Source organism: Vibrio sp. SALL6 (assembly GCF_002002385.1).
Taxonomy (GTDB): Bacteria; Pseudomonadota; Gammaproteobacteria; order Enterobacterales; family Vibrionaceae; genus Vibrio; species Vibrio parahaemolyticus.
In genome coordinates, this window is the sequence record NZ_MQVK01000006.1 from 217,053 (window position 1) to 236,115 (window position 19,063).

Annotated in this window: 14 protein-coding genes; 7 read left to right on the forward strand and 7 right to left on the reverse strand. The window is 49.3% G+C overall.

Translation table 11 applies throughout. From position 1 onward, the window contains the following. The first annotated feature begins 200 nt into the window (after positions 1-200). The 3 genes from BIW15_RS02960 to araH are packed head-to-tail and all read left to right on the forward strand — an operon-like array spanning position 201 to position 3,777. Positions 201-1,202 (forward strand): arabinose ABC transporter substrate-binding protein, encoded by a 1,002-nt coding sequence (locus BIW15_RS02960; protein WP_077280541.1) that lies wholly within the window; start codon positions 201-203, stop codon positions 1,200-1,202. Between the two features lie 56 nt (positions 1,203-1,258). Then, entirely contained in the window at positions 1,259-2,773 is a 1,515-nt protein-coding gene (gene araG, locus BIW15_RS02965; protein WP_069489274.1) for an L-arabinose ABC transporter ATP-binding protein AraG, read from the forward strand. Positions 2,774-2,787: 14 nt separating this feature from the next. Then, the gene (gene araH, locus BIW15_RS02970; RefSeq protein WP_005477508.1) at positions 2,788-3,777 is read left to right on the forward strand and encodes an L-arabinose ABC transporter permease AraH; all 990 of its coding nucleotides are present in this window, start codon (positions 2,788-2,790) and stop codon (positions 3,775-3,777) included. A gap of 93 nt (positions 3,778-3,870) precedes the next feature. Here the strand turns inward: araH and BIW15_RS02975 are convergent, their stop codons facing one another. Then, complete coding sequence (locus BIW15_RS02975) at positions 3,871-5,862, reverse strand: U32 family peptidase (RefSeq protein ID WP_077280543.1); 1,992 nt, start codon at positions 5,860-5,862, stop codon at positions 3,871-3,873. Positions 5,863-6,093: 231 nt separating this feature from the next. Between BIW15_RS02975 and BIW15_RS02980 the strand changes: the two genes are divergently transcribed. Beyond that, positions 6,094-6,540, forward strand: coding sequence for a DUF302 domain-containing protein (locus tag BIW15_RS02980; protein ID WP_023584460.1), 447 nt, complete (start codon positions 6,094-6,096; stop codon positions 6,538-6,540). A 96-nt stretch (positions 6,541-6,636) separates the two neighbouring features. Here the strand turns inward: BIW15_RS02980 and ptsG are convergent, their stop codons facing one another. Continuing rightward, complete coding sequence (gene ptsG, locus BIW15_RS02985; RefSeq protein ID WP_077280544.1) at positions 6,637-8,079, reverse strand: glucose-specific PTS transporter subunit IIBC; 1,443 nt, start codon at positions 8,077-8,079, stop codon at positions 6,637-6,639. 265 nt (positions 8,080-8,344) lie between these two features. Between ptsG and BIW15_RS02990 the strand changes: the two genes are divergently transcribed. From BIW15_RS02990 to BIW15_RS03000, 3 genes are read left to right on the forward strand one after another with little or no spacing between them, the layout of a single operon-like run. Then, entirely contained in the window at positions 8,345-9,052 is a 708-nt protein-coding gene (locus tag BIW15_RS02990) for a response regulator (RefSeq protein WP_005383484.1), read from the forward strand. After that, positions 9,042-10,472, forward strand: coding sequence for an ATP-binding protein (locus BIW15_RS02995; RefSeq protein WP_025535909.1), 1,431 nt, complete (start codon positions 9,042-9,044; stop codon positions 10,470-10,472). The genes BIW15_RS02990 and BIW15_RS02995 overlap by 11 nt, the downstream gene beginning before the upstream one ends. 2 nt (positions 10,473-10,474) lie before the next feature. After that, complete coding sequence (locus BIW15_RS03000; RefSeq protein ID WP_021450483.1) at positions 10,475-11,719, forward strand: ABC transporter substrate-binding protein; 1,245 nt, start codon at positions 10,475-10,477, stop codon at positions 11,717-11,719. A gap of 73 nt (positions 11,720-11,792) precedes the next feature. Here BIW15_RS03000 and BIW15_RS03005 read toward each other — a convergent pair whose 3' ends face one another. From BIW15_RS03005 to BIW15_RS03025, 5 genes are read right to left on the reverse strand one after another with little or no spacing between them, the layout of a single operon-like run. Beyond that, positions 11,793-12,995, reverse strand: a complete 1,203-nt coding sequence (locus tag BIW15_RS03005; RefSeq protein WP_077280545.1) for a type III PLP-dependent enzyme — start codon at positions 12,993-12,995, stop codon at positions 11,793-11,795. Beyond that, positions 12,988-14,817, reverse strand: coding sequence for an IucA/IucC family siderophore biosynthesis protein (locus BIW15_RS03010; protein ID WP_077280546.1), 1,830 nt, complete (start codon positions 14,815-14,817; stop codon positions 12,988-12,990). Before BIW15_RS03010 ends, BIW15_RS03005 begins: the two co-directional genes overlap by 8 nt. Beyond that, the gene (locus tag BIW15_RS03015; protein WP_054575387.1) at positions 14,789-15,994 is read right to left on the reverse strand and encodes an MFS transporter; all 1,206 of its coding nucleotides are present in this window, start codon (positions 15,992-15,994) and stop codon (positions 14,789-14,791) included. The genes BIW15_RS03010 and BIW15_RS03015 overlap by 29 nt, the downstream gene beginning before the upstream one ends. A gap of 6 nt (positions 15,995-16,000) precedes the next feature. Further along, on the reverse strand, positions 16,001-17,833 hold the full coding sequence (locus tag BIW15_RS03020; protein WP_077280547.1) for an IucA/IucC family protein: 1,833 nt from the start codon (positions 17,831-17,833) through the stop codon (positions 16,001-16,003). Further along, a complete protein-coding gene (locus tag BIW15_RS03025; protein WP_077280548.1) occupies positions 17,830-19,041 on the reverse strand; it encodes an acetyl-CoA carboxylase biotin carboxylase subunit family protein in 1,212 nt (403 codons plus the stop codon). Before BIW15_RS03025 ends, BIW15_RS03020 begins: the two co-directional genes overlap by 4 nt. Positions 19,042-19,063: the final 22 nt, after the last annotated feature.

Below are 19,063 nucleotides of genomic sequence, written 5' to 3' on the forward strand. Positions count from 1 at the left end.
ATGATTAACGTTTGCGTTGGGGTTTGAGCGATATTTGAAAGTTGCTAGTCGCACAATTGAGAGCTGCTTCATAGCCTCTGTAGCTAAATGAATGGACAAAATTGCTACATTTTTCCGCTGTGATTTTTATCACTAACAAATGGTCAAGGATGCACAAATATGTACAGCGAACACTCACCTCTACCAGTGGATGGATAACAATGAAATTAAAAAAACTACTCACAATCGCTGCCCTATCTGGCATGACAATGATCAGTGCCTCTGCTAACGCTTTTTTTGGCTCCAATGACGATAACGTCAGACTTGGTTACCTCGTGAAGCAGCCGGAAGAGCCTTGGTTTCAAACCGAGTGGTCTTTTGCGGAAAAAGCAGCGAAGCAATACGATTTTGAATTGGTCAAGATGGCCGTGCCTGATGGTGAAAAAACGCTGAATGCGATTGATACGCTTGCTGCCAGCGGGGCGAAAGGTTTTGTCATTTGTACGCCAGATCCAAAGCTTGGCCCTGCGATTATGGCCAAAGCGAAAAGCTACGATTTGAAAGTCATTACTGTTGATGATCAGTTTCTAAACGCGAAAGGCGAACCGATGAAAGAGGTGCCTTTAGTGATGATGGCGGCGAGTGAAATTGGTTACCGTCAGGGCTCAGAGCTGTTTAAAGAGATGACGAATCGTGGATGGGATGCCGCTACAACAGGTGTTATGGCCATTACTGCTGACGAACTAGATACCGCTCGTCGCCGTGTGGATGGTTCTGTAAAAGCACTTGAAGATGCTGGCTTTCCTAAATCTCAAATCTACCGTGTTCCGACCAAAACGAATGACATCCCAGGTGCGTTAGATGCCGCTAACTCACTGTTGGTTCAATATCCAAAGGTTAAGCAATGGCTGATTGTTGGTATGAACGACAACACGGTTTTAGGTGGTGTACGCGCGACTGAAGGCCAAGGTTTTGCTGCTGAAAACGTGATTGGTATTGGTATTAATGGTGTCGATGCCGTGAATGAGTTGGCGAAGTCAAACGCTACGGGTTTCTTTGGCTCACTATTGCCAAGCCCTGACGTGCACGGCTTTAAGAGCATCGAATCACTTTACAAATGGGTGAAAGAAGATGTGCAGCCAGAGAAGTTTGTGGAAGTCACCGATGTTGTGCTGATCACTCGCGACAACTTCCGTGAAGAGCTACAGAAAAAAGGTCTTTAAGCCTATTTGCGGCGGTGCAATGACCGCCGCTCTTTCGGGAAACGGAGAGAATGATCATGATAAATTCCCCTTCTTACCTTGAGTTTTGCAACATATCGAAGCATTTCCCAGGAGTTAAGGCATTGAGCAACATTAGTTTTCGCGCCAACAAAGGCAGTATTCATGCGCTAATGGGTGAAAACGGTGCAGGTAAATCAACGTTGCTTAAAACTCTCAGTGGCTTACACCAACCTACTGAAGGCGAGTTGGTCGTCGATGGTAAAGCTTTGGTGTTCAACTCAGCGACTGATGCGCTTGAGCAAGGTATCGCCATTATTTACCAAGAGCTGAACTTGGTACCTGAGCTTAGTGTTGCAGAAAACATCTACCTAGGTCAGTTGCCAACAAAAGGTGGCAGTGTAGATGTGGAAACATTGAACGCTCGAGCGCGAGAACAGCTAAAACGTTTGGGGGAGGATTTTGATCCTTCTCGCCCACTTAAAGAGTTTTCTATCGGCCAGTGGCAAATGGTGGAAATTGCCAAAGCACTAAGCCGCAATGCTCAGATTATCGCGTTTGATGAACCAACCAGCAGTTTGTCTCAACGCGAGATTCAAAACTTATTCAAAGTTATTCGCGAATTGCGCGATGACGGAAAAATCATTCTGTACGTTTCCCACCGTATGGAAGAGATCTTCGATTTGTGCGATGCCATTACCATCTTCAAAGATGGGACACATGTACAAACATTTGACGACATGACCGACTTAACCCATGAAAAATTGGTTGAGCTGATGGTCGGTCGTGAAATCAACGATATCTACAACTACCGTTCGCGTTCTCTAGGCGAAAGTGGCCTACGCATTGAAAACCTTGAAGGAAAAGGGTTAACCCAACCAGTCTCACTCGATATTCGTCAAGGTGAAATTCTGGGTCTGTTTGGTTTAGTTGGGGCAGGGAGAACAGAACTAACCCGTCTCATTTTCGGCGCGGAAAAAGCGCAAGCCGGACAAGTTTACATTCATGGGCAGCCCATCAGTGTCAGAAGTCCACAAGATGCGATTCGCGCAGGCATTACGTTATGCCCAGAAGACCGTAAAGCGGACGCTATCGTTCCTATTCTCTCGGTGGAAGAGAACACCAACATCAGTGCTCGTCCATGGAATTTGAAATTGGGCGGTTTGATCGATTTCAAATGGGAAAGAGACAACGCAGAGCAGCAACGTAAGGCTTTGAACGTTAAAACCGCCTCACTACAACAGGCTATAGGGCAGTTGTCTGGTGGTAACCAACAAAAAGTGATTTTAGGTCGCTGGCTCTCCACCGATATGAGTGTGATTTTGTTGGACGAGCCAACACGAGGTATTGACGTTGGTGCGAAATCAGAGATCTACGAACTGATTTTCAATCTTGCTGAGCGCGGTGTCACTGTGCTGGTGGTGTCGAGTGATTTGCCAGAAGTTCTTGGTATATCCGATCGCGTAATGGTGATGAAAGAAGGTGCGGTAACAGGTGAACTACAGCGCCATGAGTTTAAAGAACAAACTGCTTTGAGTTTAGCCATGCTAGGCAACAACCAAGCTGCTGCATAATAAAGGAATATCCTATGTCTGTAACAAGCTCTACGAAAATACTAGAACAACAGGACGCGAAGCGTTCATGGAATTTTGCTGGGATTTGGGACCGATTCGGCATGCTGATGGTGTTCGCTGGTCTGTTTTTATTGTGTGCTTTCTTTGTGCCTTACTTCGCGACGTTCATCAATATGAAAGGTCTGGGTTTGGCGATCTCTATGAGTGGCATGGTGGCGTGTGCCATGCTGTTTTGCTTGGCGTGCGGTGATCTGGATTTGTCGGTCGCGTCCATCATTGCTTGCTCTGGTGTGGTTACCGCCGTCGCAATTAACGCAACCAGCAGCGTGGTACTTGGTGTGGGCGCAGGTCTGCTTTCTGGCGTTGCCTTTGGCCTGTTAAACGGTTTTGTCATTGCTAAGTTGCAAATCAACGCACTGATCACCACTTTGGCGACTATGCAGATAGCACGAGGCTTGGGCTACATCATCTCAGATGGTAAAGCGGTGGGCATCACAGAAGAGAGCTTCTTTGCACTGGGTAACTCATCATTTATTGGTATCCCAACGCCTATTTGGTTGACGATCATTACCTTTGGAGTTTTTGCTTTCTTGCTGAATCGCACTGTTTATGGTCGTAACACGCTCGCGATTGGGGGCAACGAAGAAGCGGCTCGCTTAGCGGGTGTGAATGTCGTGAAAACTAAGATGATAATCTTCACCGTGTCTGGTTTTATCTCGGCATTGGCGGGGGTTATTTTGGCGGCGCGTATGACCAGTGGTCAGCCTATGACGTCTGTGGGCTTTGAATTGGTGGTTATCTCTGCCTGTGTCCTTGGTGGTGTGTCGCTAAAAGGTGGCATCGGTAAAGTCTCTTACGTGATTGCTGGCGTGCTGATTTTGGGTACAGTCGAAAATGCAATGAACCTTCTCAACATGTCACCATTCGCGCAATACGTCGTTCGCGGTGCAATATTACTTGCTGCTGTTATTTTTGACCGCTACAAACAAACCAGCCGCGCATAATGCTCTTTCTACTTGGTATCACTTCCAAGTGAACACAAGCTCAAAACAGCCATGATTTCATGGCTGTTTTGGGTTTAACTCTCGAATAAAACTCTACAACCCCTTTAAATACTGCGCGTTGGCTGTTGGTTGAATCATGGCATTCAACGTTTGGACGGTTTGTTCGCTGTGTTCTTCAAGTAGAGCTAAGAACGCGTCAATCAACTCAGGTTTGCTTGCTGAGACTTTCGTTTCGGTCTGGATATCACGTAGATCGATCAACACATCGGTAAACAATTGCGGCAGATCGTGCAGCACTTGCAGGTTTAAGACGTTGTGCTCGCTGTAGATTGAATTGTGGCTGCCTTTCTGTTTTTGCACCACGTAAGGATTGTCTTTTAAGTTGATGATAGACGTGCGTTTATCACAGCGTTTCAAACAACCTTTGTTGACCTTCACCTTACGGCATCCTTCGGTTTGTTGGAACAAACATTGGCGGCTCGTGAGTAGGGTATTTGGATGATAAATGCTGTAGAAGCTGCGCATGTTTTTCGGACGCTTTATGTGACGCATCTGCTTCATATTCAGCTCGTTAGAAACAAACGCGCCACTTGCCGCGAACTCGTCTTGAAGGCATTTAAACGCGTATGAGTTCACCGTGTTCATTTGTGGGCCTGCCACCCAGCCTAAGCCGAGCTCTTTTGCGATCATGCCGACGCCTGAGTTGTTGGTGATCAACAATTCAGGTTGGATGGTTTCCAAAAATACGCGCGCGGCTTGGTAGTCTTCGCCAATCAAAATGGCAGGGAACCAAGGTTTGAGCATTGGGTTGGCTTGGAACAATTCAATCATCGCGCTCAGTTCACCAGACAATCCCATTGGCAATTGATAATAAACATCAATGTCGCGGTATTCGCACAGCATGGCTTCTTGTGCTGACGAGATCAGAACCGATAATTTTGGCGCACCTTGGCGAGGGTCTGGTTGAGGTAACGCTGGTAGAGTTGGCACATCAATCGACCCTTTCAAGCTGCTGCCGGATACTTGTGTTGAAGTGACATCGAACGACTTGGTTTGCTCTGCCACTTTCTCAATGATCGCGGTTTTGTCGTCGTAGAGTTTCTTTTTCACCGCTTGCACATCATCAGCAGACTGGCATTGATAAACCTTCGAAAAATGCTTTACAGCGTGGTCGCGCGGGTTGTCGATGTACATCGCCTTGCCGAAATCACCTTGCAAAAATGCGTTGGAGAAATCGCGGTTGAATACCGTGTATAACTCGGTGGTGTCTTCAGCGAGTTCCAAACCCTCGCACAAGCGATCGATTTGCTGACGCCAATTATCGACCACGGTATAGACGTAGTGTGATTTCTTGATTCGTCCTTCCACTTTTAATGAATACACGCCAGCATCGGCAAGCGCTTTCAAGTCCCCAAAGGCGGAGTTGTCTTTCATATTGAGTGGGTAGTTGTTGCCCGTTTTGGTCGTTTCGTACTGTTCGCGACAAGGTTGGCTGCAGCGTCCACGGTTACCTGATGCACCATTGCGAGCGGAACTGATATAGCAAATTCCGGAGAATCCGATGCAGTATGAGCCGTGGACAAACACTTCCATCATTACGTTGTGCTCGCGACCAAATTGCGCCAGATGTTTTATTTCATCGATGTTAAGTTCGCGAGATAAGTTTACTCGGCTTGCGGTGAGCTGGTTGAGAAAGAGGATCTGGCCTTCGTTATGCGTGTTTAGTTGCGTTGAAGCGTGCACATCCAAATCGGGAAAGTGATGTTTGAGAATGTAGGCCAGACCGAGATCTTGCACGATCACGCCATCGATTTTGGTGGTGTTCAGTTGGCTGAGTAAGCGAACAATCGCTGGAATTTCACTTTCTAAAATCAGCACATTCAACGTTAGGAAAATCTTACAGCTGTGCTGATGGGCCAACGTTAACACGCCATTTAAGTTATCTAAGGTGAGGTTGGTCGCTCGGTTACGAGCATTGAAGCGGTCGAGCCCACAGTAAATTGCATCGGCGCCAGCGGCAATGGCGGCTTTGATGGAATCTAAATCACCACCGGGTGCTAATAACTCAAATTGATCGCGTGTCACTACTTTTCTCTTTCTTACTAAAATAGGCTGCAAATGTTACGTATTTCACGCTTTTGATGCTCAGCTAGTTAACGCTTTATTAATCTGAATCAATTAATCCGTGTTACACGGTCGACTCTTGAGTGGGTAGAGTGCAATTCGCGATAGCGGAATCTGACTTCTATAGTTTTCCTACACTTGGTTTTTCTATATTTACAGTTTTCGACTCAGATAGAGAGGAAGGGACGACAAATGAAAAAAGTAATCATCGGGTTGGTCGTGGCGTTGACGTCATTGAGTGCATTGGCTGGGGAGGGGGTGGTAACCGTTGCGAGCACGCATTCAGCAAAAGATACGGCGGATAAATTTGTCGCTATCGCGCAAGAAAAAGGGTTGAACGTCTTTGCGCGCATTAACCATCAAGAGAACGCCGTGAAAGTCGATATGACGTTGCGACCAACTGAAGTTATCGTGTTTGGGAACCCTAAAGTGGGCACGCCACTGATGATCTGTGCGCAGGAAGTGGCGCTCGATTTACCCCAAAAAGTGTTGGTGTATGAAGATGCAGAAGGCAAAACGTGGTTAGCTTATAACGATCCTATGTATTTAAAGCAGCGCCATCATATTGAAGGCTGTGACGAGGTATTGAACAAAATCAGCGGCGTGCTGGGCAATTTAACCAACGCGGCGGCGAAGTAGGGCTGGTTATTGGCTTCGCTTTTTTTACTCCGAAAACGAAAAAGCCAACCTCGCTGGGAGGTTGGCAAATCTTACCTAGACTGGGGGTAGATAAGATCAGGAGGCGGCGAGTACGCTGTGCACTTCTGACTTAATTGAGTCAGACTGCGTGCCGAAAATCGCTTGTAAACTGTCGCCAATCACTAACACATCTCGCGCGCCAAGTGCTTTTAGCTTAGCAACATCAACGTTGGCAATGTCTTTTACCGAGACACGCAGACGGGTGATACACGCATCGACTGACTTAATATTGGCTTTGCCGCCCAATGCTGCTACTACATCCACCGCAATTTCATCAGGCTCTCCGGCGATCTTCACTTCTGCAATGTCGGTTTCACGGCCCGGCGTTTTTAGATCCAACTTCACAATTAGGAAGCGGAACAAACCGTAGTACAGCGTCGCCCAGATTGGACCGATGATGATGAACATCCACGCGTTGGTCGACATTGGGTAGTAAAGGAAGAACTGGATCGCGCCGTGCGCAAAGTCCGTACTGTGTTTGATTTCCAAAAACGCGGTGATCGCAAACGCAATACCGGTGAGGAAAATATGGATCACGTACAGCACTGGCGCGACGAATAGGAAGGTAAATTCGATTGGCTCTGTGATACCAGTTAACCAAGAGGTCAACGCCGCAGACATCATCAAACCGCCGACGATTTTCTTACGCTCAGGAGACGCGCAGTGGTAAATCGCCAGTGCCGCTGCTGGTAGCGCCCACATGGAGTACATAAAGCCACCAGACAGATAACCTGCGGTTTTATCGCCTGCGAAGAAGCGAGTGAGCTCACCGGTAAACTCTTTGCCTGTTTCTGGGTCTACATAGCTGCCGACTTCGAAGAAGAACGGCGCATTCCAGATGTGGTGCAAACCAACCGGGAGTAATGAACGTTCGCCCGCTCCGTAAACCGCCCACGCGAGAACAGGGTTTTGGTACGCTGCCCAATGAGAGAATGCATCAAGAAGTTGTCCGACAGGTGGCCATGCAAACGCGAGAATCGCACCAACGACGATCGCCGATAAACCGGTGACAATGGGCACAAATCGCTTACCCGCGAAAAAGCCCAAGTACTCTGGCAGTTTGATGTTGTAGAAGCGGTTGTACATGATTGCCGCGACCGCACCGATAAAGATGCCGCCAAACACCCCGGTTTGCAGCGTCTCAACGCCCATGATGGTGGCGTCAGTTTCTAAGCCGCGCAAGCCAGTCACGATACCGAGCGATGCGTTCATAATAATTAGGCCAACTAAGCCTGCGAGCGCAGCCGCACCGTCATTGCCTTTTGATAACCCGAGCGCTACACCGACCGCAAACATCAACTGCATGTTGCCGAACACGCCCTCACCGGCGGCGAGCATCACTTTGTTGACCGCGTCTGGAATAAACGCAAACCCCGCGTTACCAATACCCAGCATCAAGCCAGCCACCGGTAACACCGCCACAGGCAGCATCAACGACCGCCCTATTTTTTGTAGTTGTCCAAATATACTTGCAAACATGGTTTCCTCCTGACGAATGCCAGTGTTGTAGGACCTGATTCCTTCAGGTCATGTTGTTTCACGTAAGGTCAGGATGATCATAGCGAGCAAGGCGGCGCCTAAGGTTACAAAAGGCAATCAGTTTGTAAGTGGCCGCTTACAAATCTCTTACACCGAGAAGTGAAAATTGTAATCGGCTCGATTGTGCAAGGGCGTTTAAGAATGCATCATATTGGCCAGCGCCAAACTCAGAGACAGGCACAGGGACGGACACAGGGAAAGTAGGATGGAAAACAAGCAGATACTGGTCGTCGATGACAACCTCGACCTTCGCGAAGCGTTGTCAGATTACCTTGGCCGCGCAGGGTTTGAAGTGCTTTGCGCAGAAAACGGCGGCGTGATGTGGCAACTGCTCAACGATCACCATCCTGATTTGATCATCCTCGATATTATGATGCCCGGTGAAGACGGCTTTACCCTGTGCCAGAAACTGCGCAAAAACTCCGATATCCCGATCATCATGCTGACCGCCGTCACTGAAGAAGCCGACCGAGTCGCAGGGCTAGAAATGGGCGCTGACGACTACATCACCAAATCATTCAGTCCGCGTGAACTGCTCGCGCGCATCAAAACGATTCTGAGACGCAGCCAATCGACCGCCAATAGCAAACTGACGCGTAAAGTGCGTTTTGACGATTGGTTATTAGATACCGTAACCCGGCAACTGACCCACGTTGCTAGCCGCGAGGTTAAGCAACTTAGTGGCGCGGATTTGTCGCTGCTCGGTTTATTCGTCAACCACGCGCAATCAATATTGTCGCGCGATGATATTGCGCGCGAGATCTGGGGACGCGATGCCGACCCGTTTGAACGCGGCATTGACGTGCAGATCAGCCGCTTGCGTCATCACCTTGAAGATAAAGACCGCTCTCTGATCTTAACGGTGCGTAATAAAGGCTACATGCTGACCACGGACGTGCACTATGAGAATTAAACGCTGGACGGGGTCACTGGTTGTTCGCACCAGTGTGTTCTTGTTGCTGGTGATCATTCTGGCGCAAGTATTATCCGGGATTATCTGGTATCAACACGCCAGCGAACGCGATAAAGAAGGCCTGACCACCACAGTCAAAAGCTTAGCACTGAGCGCTTCTTCTACCATCGCCTTCTTTCAAACCCTCCCTTCGGAATACCGCCACTTGGTGCTCAATCAACTACGCAACATGGGCGGCACGCGCTTTTTCGTCTCACTCAACAACCACCAGATTGACGTCGACCCGCTGCCAGAGAGCGAGCGCAAAACGTTGGTCATCAACCAAGTTCGCGAGGTATTAGAAAGCGAGTTGAGCGGCATTCCTAATATCGAGGTGGAGTTCACCCAGCGCGACAAACTCAAAGTGTTCAACAACGAGCTACCTATCGACGAACTGCCGTTATTGTGGGCGCATTATTCGCTTTCGTTTGGTGACCTCAATCCACCGATTCTGGTGATGCAGGTCGAAGTCGCACAGAACGAATGGTTTTATCTCGCTGCGGTGCTGCCCGCGCCTTACATCAACCTAGAGACTAACTATTTTGAGCTGCGCCAATGGCTGACGTTATTGTTGTCTGCGCTAATGCTGTTGCTGTGTACCTGGTTTATCGTTCGCAAAGAAATTCAACCCATTCGAGAGCTGGCAAAAGCCGCAACCCTGATGTCGAGCCGATTAGACGTGCCCGAAGTCTCTGAGCGAGGCAGTAACGAACTGAAAGCGGCGGTACGTGCGTTTAACAAAATGAATCGACGCATCGACAGCCACATTAAAGACCGCGAGATGCTGTTCAGTGCCATTTCACACGATCTGAAAACGCCAATAGCCTGCCTAAAACTGCGGGCGGAAATGCTGGATGACGACGCCGACCGAGAACGCTTTATCCGCCTGAGTAACGACCTAGACTTGATGGTCAAAGGCGCATTGCAATGCATTAAAGAGACCGATATCCACGAGGAAATCGAGCCGATCAATTTCACCCAACTGATTCAGCACATTTCCTCCAATATCGCCGATGCGCCGGACACAATTCGCATCCACGGTGAAATCCGCACCCACTTTGCTGGTAAACCGTTAGCGATTAAGCGCTGCATTCAGAATCTGGTCGATAACGCGCTCAAATACGGCCATCAAGCGGACATTACGCTGAGTGAAAGCCCAGAGTCGATCCAGATTGAAATTGAAGATCACGGTGATGGTGTTGACGATTTATTACTTGAAAAGCTCTGCCAGCCATACTTCCGCGCAAGCAACGATAAAGAAGGCAGTGGGCTGGGGTTAACCATTTCACAGAGCATTGCAAAGGCTCACGGCGGCAACTTGTTGCTGAGCCATTCTCAGTTTGGCGGCCTCTGCGCCACACTGACTTTCCCGAGAGACTGACTATGAACAAACTGGCATTCTTGTTCCCACTGTTGCTCGCCCCTTGCGTCGCTCACGCTGAGTCGCCACAAGGGGTAGAGTTTTTACATTGGTGGACTTCTGACGGCGAGCAGCAAGCGCTGCAAACACTTAAAGCGCAACTGAAACGGCACGATATTGAGCTGCTGCAAAGCCCGGTGTTAGGCGGTGGTGGCGACAGCGCGATGACGGTACTGCAAGCTCGCGCGCTGGCGGGTAATCCACCGAGCTTCGCGCAAATCGAAGGGCCAAGTATTAAGGCGTGGGATGCCATCGGTATTTTGCACAACGTCAACGCGGTTGCCGATGAGCAGCGCTGGGACGAGGTGCTCTACCCACTGTCTATCGAAATCAATAAAACACAAAACGGCTATATCGCCCTGCCACTTACGCTGCACCGTTTGAACTGGCTGTGGGTCAACCACAAGCTGCTTAAACAACTGAATCTATCCGCGCCGAAAAACTGGCAAGAGATGTTCGCCGCCATGGAGCTTGCTAAGCAAAATGGCATTGTACCGATCGCGGTTGGTGAGCAGCCGTGGCAAGTCGCCCAACTTTTCGAGAACTTAGTGATCTCCACTGGCGGCGTTGAGTTCTACACCAATGCAATGGTTAAACTTGAGCGAGACAGCATCGACAGCGATACACTGCGCCAAGCGCTGACGCAATTTCGCCGCCTGAGCTTGTTGATAGACAACCAATTACCCGACAGTAAGTGGGATACGGCGACCCAAGCGCTAGCCGACGGTCAAGCGCTGTTTCAAATCGGCGGAGATTGGATTTTGGGTGAGCTGCTCGCCAATCAAGTCTCAGTCCCGCAAGAGGTCGGCTGTTACCCAACGCCGGACAGCGATGGTGTATTCCTCTACAACATGGACAGCTTGGTGTTTATGTCGAGCAAGTCGTTTTCTGCCGAGGCGGCTCAGCAAACCGCAAGCGCGCTGGCAGACGTCGAGTTTCAAGCCAAGTTCAATAAGGTAAAAGGCTCGATTCCGGTACGCACCGATATCGACATCAGCGATTTTAATCCGTGTCAGATCCAGTCATATCAAGACTTTCACTACGGCGTTAAACACAACCTCGCTGTGCCGAGTATGATTGATTCGATGGCGGTCAATCCGGTTGCCCAGCAAGCGATAAACTCGGAAATCTTCCGTTTTTACCGCAATCCCAAGATGGAACCCGACGAGCTGATAAAACGCATTATTGCTATTTCGCAAAGCGGTTAATGGTAATGAATCTGTGCCGAGTGGAATAAAAAAGCCCCAATGATTGGGGCTTGAGTAAAGCGAAGTATGCCGTTTAGAAATAGTGGAAGATCGGCGGTTCATGCATCAAGAAGTTTTGATGGGAGATGTTCCACGCATAGGCGCCCGCTAAGGTAAACACAACATAATCACCAATATCGACGTGGGCGACGTGTTGATTGCGTGCCAGCACATCTTTGGGCGTACAAAGCTGGCCGACAAAAGTTGCTTGTGCATGCTGAATTGGATGAGAAATCTCATGGTGTTGCTCGCTTTTCAGGATGACGAATGGATGATCATGGCTCTGCGCTGCTGGCGTGCGGAAATGGTGAGTTCCCCCGCGTGCGATGACAAAGTTTTCGCCAAGATTTTGCTTAATATCCAGCACTTCCATTACGTAATAACCGCATGCTGCCGTGATGAAACGTCCGCATTCAAAACGCAGTGTCCAGTCTTGCACTTGCTCTTTGGCGATGAGGAATTCCAACTTGTCGCAAAACTCCATCCACGGAAAGTGTTGCTCAGGTTTTTGGTAGTTAATCCCCATGCCTCCGCCTAAGTTGATCATCAGCTCACCGAGTTCAAACTCTTGTTGCCATGCTTTCACGACTTGGAAATAGCGCTGCATTAACGCTAAGTGACGTTCAACATCGAGCTGATGCGACATCAAGTGAAAATGGAAGCCTTTGAGTGACACTTGCGGGAAATCGCGCAGCAACATCAAAGCATTACTCAGTTCGGACTCGTCCAAACCAAAAGGAGTCGGCTTGCCGCCCATCGCCAACTTGCTGAGCGTGATGTCGCCAATATCAATGTTCATACGCAAAAAGATCGAAGCAGGGCGGTTGAGGCGCTCGGTTAGTGCTCCAATGCGTTGCAGCTCGGTGAGGCTTTCGACATGAATTGCATCAACATCCAGCTCAATCGCTTGTTGCAATTCACTTGGCATTTTTCCTGGGCCACCGAAGATCAATGGCTTATCGAGTTGTTGCTGGTGGAGGTGTGTCAACTCCCCGCCAGATGCCGCTTCAAAACCATCGACATACGGCGCGAGCGTTTTGAGAATCGGGCCCGATGGATTGGCTTTGGCTGCGTAAAATAGCTCGACATTTTTCGGCAAAACGTGACGCAGTTGTTTGATGTGTTCTTCTAAGGCGTTTAGGTCATACACGTACGCGCACAAGGGTTGATTTTGCTGCTGTGCGAGCGTGTGAACTTGTTGGCTAACGCGTGTCGGTAGAGAGAGGGAATTAGACATGTTGCGCTCCTTTTTCGTGTTGTTGCCAAGGCGCGGCGACTTGGGTATAGCCCGACTCTTTATCGGCTTTTTGCATCAAACGCGTGGTGAAATTATTTTTGCTTGGGAAGTGACCGTCATTCAGTAACGCTTCTAGTTCTGGCTGTTTTCCATTCACTGATTGCCAACGCACAATGGCACTTTGCACCGCATTCCACAGCGTTTGTTCTAGTGGCTCATCACCTTCTGCGATGAAGAAAATCGCTTCGCTGATGTTGTTGATAAAGGTGCAGTATCCGATGCGATTCCAGCCTTGTTCGCGACTGTAGTAAACCGATTGTCGCGCGCGTTCAGACAAGTCAGTTAATGTTTCTGCTGGCCAAAACTCCGGCAGTAACTTGGTGCCTTCCAAGTCACGAATCCAAACACAACACGGCATCTCTTGTTCAAAGCCAATCAAGGTGTTTTGCAAATGCGGCTCAAACGCCACCCCGTGTTTGAAGTAGTAGTTAAATACACCCGGAATTAGGCAATGCAAATAGCGTTCGAACCACAGTGTCGCGATGTCGGAATAGCGATTTTGCGTAGTACGCGCTTTGTGTTTAAGGCGTTGAGCAATGCAACTGTTGCCGTTTTTGTCGTAAGCAAACAGAGCGCCTGCGAGGGTGGGTTTTAAGATGTCGACTTCGCTCAGCGAGAAATTTTCGCGATACAAAATCCCAAACGATTCGCGCGCTTTGGTGTTGTCATCCCAATTACGCTCAGCGACACTTTCTAGATTCAACGTAGTGGCGTAAGGCTCTGTCATCACTTTAAATACGGGGTTGTGCAGCTGTTCGTTTTCTCGAATTGGTTTGAGAATCGACGTGAGCTGCACGGCGCTGTCGAGTTCGTACCACGCGTTTTTGCGCACGCAATTGGTTAATCGTACGTTGATGGAGAATTTCGCAAACCAGTCCATGTCTGGGTGGTAGAGGGTACGAACTGAAGAGGTCGGCTGCATCTTTTCACCACCTAAACCCAGTGGCGTGATCTTGCCTTGTTCAATGGCACGCTTCACGCTTGGGTTGCTCAAAATGGTGTAGCTTTCCCAAGGATGACAAGGGTAGAGGGTCTTCCCGTTGCTGGTGGCGTGTTGTGGCGCGAGCTGTTGTAGCATGCGCTGCGCAGGGTTAGCGTCTCCGTCTGAATTCAGCACATCAAGTAAGGACGTATCCACTTCAAACCAGTACAACGGCACTTGCGCGCCGACTTCTGGAGAAAACGCCAAGAGATCATCCATGGTGACGCCCGAACGACTTTTCGGGGTCGGATGGAAAGTATGCCCCCAAATCAGAGACTGTTCCGAAGCGATAAACTCGTTGTGATGCGATTTGGGCGCGACGTTGAGAAACTGCTCGGTAACCAGCACGCTATTTTCCAGTTGTTCGATCAGCTCATGGTTAAATGGGATCGCCAACACCTGCTTGAGATAGTTAAGCAAAAGCGTAAGAGTTTGCGTGGCATCCAATTTCGCCCAACCAGAGCCCGGCATTTTCGCCCAAGGCAGTTCTGCCAATTTGATTTTTCCCAGTTTACTCGCATAGTGAATCGGCAAAACCAGCAGGCCATTTTGTTGAGAAAGATGAACGGCTACCCGTTGCTTGGCGGAATAGTTGCGTTTTAACGTTTGGGGTAGCGATGTCGATTGGTAGTGCCATTCCACTTGTTGATTCGGTAGCGCAAATTCACGTAAGTAACAATTAAGAACACCCATTATCGTGTTGAGTTGGGCTTTCTCACGATTGAGCTGCACATCATGCGCGCGCAACTCGCTAGTCTGAGAGGATTGAGTTTGTAACATGTTGATTTCCAAATTTTGAATGGAGAACCAGCGCGATCAAGGTGATTACGCTGACTATCGCAGAAAGTAGGAAAGGAACCTCAAGTAGCCCCAAGCTAGAAATGAAAGAAGCGCAAAATCCCGCCGCCACGCCACCCCATTTGGACATGGCATCAAAGCGAGAAAATACTTTGCCACTGAGTTTGCGATCCAGATTGCTCGCAAGATGCTGATGCAATCCGTGATAACAACACACCATCGCGATGCCGAAGATAATTCTCGCAGCAATGAGTGCGGTTTCGGACGCAATCAAATGCAAAGCAGAGCTCACGGCAAGCAATGCAAACCCGAGCCACAACGTGCGCAGCGGTTGATGGCGATTCAGCCCATCTGACAACACGTGGATTTTGCCTGCCAGCAACAGATAGACGCCATGCGGCAGTGCGTACAAAAAACCGATCCATGCGTGGTGAGTGATGCCATATTGCTGCACAAACGGCGAGAAATAAGGAAAGGTCACCACCATAGAAAACGCAAACCCGAACTGAGCAAAGAAGATCCAACGAATGGCATGCATTGCGTTTTTCTTTGCAACAGGTTGTTCTTGCTGAGATTCTGAGTTTGGCTTTTCGAGGTTTTGTTCGGCGGGTTTATCCGCTGGCAGTGTTAGCGTGATGCCCATCGCAATTAAAGGCAAAACGCATAACCACAGGTACGCGTTGAGCGGGTTGGTTTCGGACAAGCTCCAGCCGAGCCCAATGGGCGCAACGATCAGCGCCAAGCGAGCAGATAGTTGGGTTTTATTGAGTGACTTGCCGAGTGTTTTGGCTTCTTTAATTTGACTAGATAAGTAGCTGTTTGAGGCGGCCATGGTGCCGCCAAAGGTTCCTTGAACAATAAGACCAAACACAAACATGGCGAGGTTGTCTGCCAAGCCGCACAGTGCAAACCCTGCTGCAAGGCCAAGTTGTGCACGCAAGAGTGAGCGGCGGCGACCGTAGCGATCAGCAAAGTTGCCCCAAAATCGCGCCGCCAACGCAGTACAAAACGTAGGTAGGATAAACAATACCCCTGCCCAGTCTGCATCAATGCTTGCGCCTAACGTTGGCAACACGACGGGTAGAAATAGCGGCATACCTAACGCGGCAAACGCAGCGATAAAGTGGCACAACAACACACTGTAGATGAGTTTGGTCATAATCGTTTAACGTACGCTTTTTTTGATGGCTTCTAAGTAGGCGCGTTGCGCTTCTTCGCTAGAAAGCAGCAAGAAGTTCGGAGCCGACAAACCATAGAACTTATTGATGTCACTCGCGCCGGAGGCTTCTTTCGAGAGCAAACTGCCAGAACTCAACAAGTACTTGGCGTACAAATCAGGTGCCTCTTGCAGTAACTCGCGTGCCAGTTTTGTTTCTAACCCTTCGCCTTCCAATCGGTTGAGTTGCTCTGCAATGCTTTTGGCCACGATGGCGTAAAGCGATGCTGAAGAGGCAATGCCCTTCGCTGCCATGGCTTCTACAATCGCTGCGATATCCAATTGTAATGTGATGGTGGTAAACATCTGACCGAGCGCCAATTCATTGTCGACTTTGATGCGTTGGTCGAGCAGTTCATCGCAATCCACTGGAATTGTTCCTGCGCCGTGTTTTTGGGCGGCATGCTCTGTTGCAAAGTGGAAGCGCTCTGGCCAAATTCGCGCTGCGTCGTTGTCTTTCATCGCGAGCGTCATTTTGCCCTGTTGATCAAATGCAACGATGGCGTTTTGCTGGTTGGACTCCAATGCGATGCCATAACGAAGCCACAAGGTGAGGTGCACTTGGCAAAGAAGGTCGACGTAATCTTGGAACCACGCCAGCGTATCTTGTTGATAGTACTGCTCCGCCAAATGTTCTAAGAACAAGCGGTCGTCAGGCATTGGGCTTGCCAGTGCGGCAACCGGAACTAACGCTTTGTCTTCGCAATGAGTAAGTGGGTACTCACGTACGATGTACGCGAAGGTTTTATCCTCGCCGACGTGTCCACCGTGTTTTTCGTTGCAATGGAACAAGCGACTGTTTAAGTCGGCGTCCGTTTGTTCAAGGTGGCTGAGTAGGCGTTCAAACCAGTGGCCGTCATACAGTGTTGAAGGCTTGATTAAGCGAATGTTTTTCGTGCCCAGCGATCGCATGATCAGCGGAACTTTGATGTGAATATGCGGCGCGTCGTTGACTACCACAGTACGAACGGAAAGCGTTGGCGTCACGTCTAGGTACGTAAACGGCGCTTCGATCATGCCTTCGGGTAAGGCTTCTAAAGAGCGAAGGGTGAGCGGATGCGCAGGGAACAGTACGTGGCTCAGTGCAAAATCAGCAGGAAGCCCAACTTGCTCCATCGTCGGCCAGCAATCAGGTTGTTCGCTGGTTAATGTCACCAGTGATTTTTCAATCGCAATCCAATGCAGAGCAAAGCTTTGTGCGAACTCGGGCGCGTACTTAGCAAGGTCTTCATCGCTCAGACCAAACTTCGCCCGCGCAGTTGGATAGTACGGGTGGTCAAGGTAAGAAGCGATCTGGTCGGCAAGCAGTAGCTTTTTATGCCAAGAACCAAGCTCGGATATTGGTTGTGAAATGTGGTCGGCGTGGTGACAAAACGCTTGGTCACACAGTGCTTTGTGTTTCTCTGCGCATTCCAGTTCTTGAAGATACCCCGCCAACAATTCGTGAGAGCTCTCATGCGCCAGTGTCGTTAGTAGCGCAATCCACTCTTGATAATGCTGCTGATGCTCGACTTGGCCATTTCTCTCCACCCACCAACCTAGCGGCGCTTCGCCATTGGCTTGGCCGTAACACCAATGCTGCATGTAATACGTTGGCACAACAGGTAAATAGAGCGTGAAATCCGGATTATCAAAGGTTAGCCAGACTTGCTCGCGTTGAGGAACAATAACCCCTTTTGGTGCGGCGCTACTGAACTTGGCGTTCGATAAAATGCCAAACATGTCTTCGCGCAGGCAAGTATCGATCAATCGTTGGGTTAGGTATAAAGCGTTGTGATTCATGCTGCCACCTCGCGAGTCGGAGCTAGATTGAAATTGTTAAGCGCGTTCTGCAGTGCTTGGTCGAGGTTTCGCCCCGATGGCGAGACAATCGAAATTCGGGCGAGATAATCCTTGTTGGAATAACTCTGTTGGAAGAGTTCTCCCCCGGTTTTTAGTACCTGTTGCTGGGTGATGACATCGCCATCGTGTTGGATGAAGGAGGTCGAATCTCCATCAATCACACCACTGCGTTCCGCAACCACATAGTGCACGTGTGCTGAGCCATGAATTTGGTAATCGCCATCCAATCTTCGGCCCAAATGCAGACCCAAAATTGTGCTAAACCAACCGAAGTGAGCGAGATTGTTGAGCAATAATTCGCGACCATCTCCAATGCTGCGATAGTTGATTTCCACCAGAACTGGGCCGTTTTCCGTGATGATAAATTCGCTGTGGCAAACTCCAAAGCCAACGCCGAACGCTTTCAGTTGAGCCAAGCAAGCTTCTCGGTGAGCAATGCCGTTTGGCCCGTTCCAGTCTGCGGCCGTTTCGATAAAGTAAGGCGGTTCAGAGAGCGACACATCAAAACCGCCGACGGCGATAAGGCGCTCACCATCTCCTAAAGTTTCTAGCGTAACCAAAGGCCCTTGAAGGAATTGCTCCACCAGAATGGCGGCGTTTGGGTGTTTTTGCCAAAACGCATCGCAGTATGTGTCGAGCTCGCTTTGGGTGTCACAGCGCTGCACATCTAAACTCGCCACGCCTTCTTTGGGTTTTGCTACGACAGGGAAGGCCATGCCTAATGCCACATTCGAATGGCGGTGCAACAAACAGCTTTGTGTGTTGGGTAGGGCTTTTTCATTCAACACTTGTCGAGTTAAGTGTTTGTTTTTGGCCTTTAACGTGACAGACCAATCTTTGGCCGGTAGACCAAAAAATTGTGCGCAGATGGCGGTGGAAGTTTGTAAGTGATCACTATTGCTGAAAATAGCGTCGGGTTTTAACTCATTCTCAGTGATGGTTTCGATGATCTCCAAGGGATTGAAGACATCGCACTCTAGAATGGCATCCGGATTAAAGTGACTATCACGACTTGCCAGCTCTAAATGGCTGAGCTTGTGATCGGTGATAAGAACGACGTGGAGGTCCATCGCTTTAGCTGCAGGCACGAAGCCGTGAGTGACTGCATCATTAACGACATGACTTACGATAATCATCGTAGATTTCATGAGCTTTCCTAATTTTCTAACA

Coding starts and splice junctions, on each gene's coding strand:
- BIW15_RS03015 (WP_054575387.1), bottom strand. CDS start 15,994: ATGACCAAACTCATCTACAGTGTGTTGTTGTGCCACTTTATCGCTGCG.
- araG (WP_069489274.1), top strand. CDS start 1,259: ATGATAAATTCCCCTTCTTACCTTGAGTTTTGCAACATATCGAAGCAT.
- BIW15_RS02990 (WP_005383484.1), top strand. CDS start 8,345: ATGGAAAACAAGCAGATACTGGTCGTCGATGACAACCTCGACCTTCGC.
- araH (WP_005477508.1), top strand. CDS start 2,788: ATGTCTGTAACAAGCTCTACGAAAATACTAGAACAACAGGACGCGAAG.
- BIW15_RS03025 (WP_077280548.1), bottom strand. CDS start 19,041: ATGAAATCTACGATGATTATCGTAAGTCATGTCGTTAATGATGCAGTC.
- BIW15_RS03005 (WP_077280545.1), bottom strand. CDS start 12,995: ATGTCTAATTCCCTCTCTCTACCGACACGCGTTAGCCAACAAGTTCAC.
- ptsG (WP_077280544.1), bottom strand. CDS start 8,079: ATGTTTGCAAGTATATTTGGACAACTACAAAAAATAGGGCGGTCGTTG.
- BIW15_RS02995 (WP_025535909.1), top strand. CDS start 9,042: ATGAGAATTAAACGCTGGACGGGGTCACTGGTTGTTCGCACCAGTGTG.
- BIW15_RS03000 (WP_021450483.1), top strand. CDS start 10,475: ATGAACAAACTGGCATTCTTGTTCCCACTGTTGCTCGCCCCTTGCGTC.
- BIW15_RS02960 (WP_077280541.1), top strand. CDS start 201: ATGAAATTAAAAAAACTACTCACAATCGCTGCCCTATCTGGCATGACA.
- BIW15_RS03010 (WP_077280546.1), bottom strand. CDS start 14,817: ATGTTACAAACTCAATCCTCTCAGACTAGCGAGTTGCGCGCGCATGAT.
- BIW15_RS03020 (WP_077280547.1), bottom strand. CDS start 17,833: ATGAATCACAACGCTTTATACCTAACCCAACGATTGATCGATACTTGC.
- BIW15_RS02980 (WP_023584460.1), top strand. CDS start 6,094: ATGAAAAAAGTAATCATCGGGTTGGTCGTGGCGTTGACGTCATTGAGT.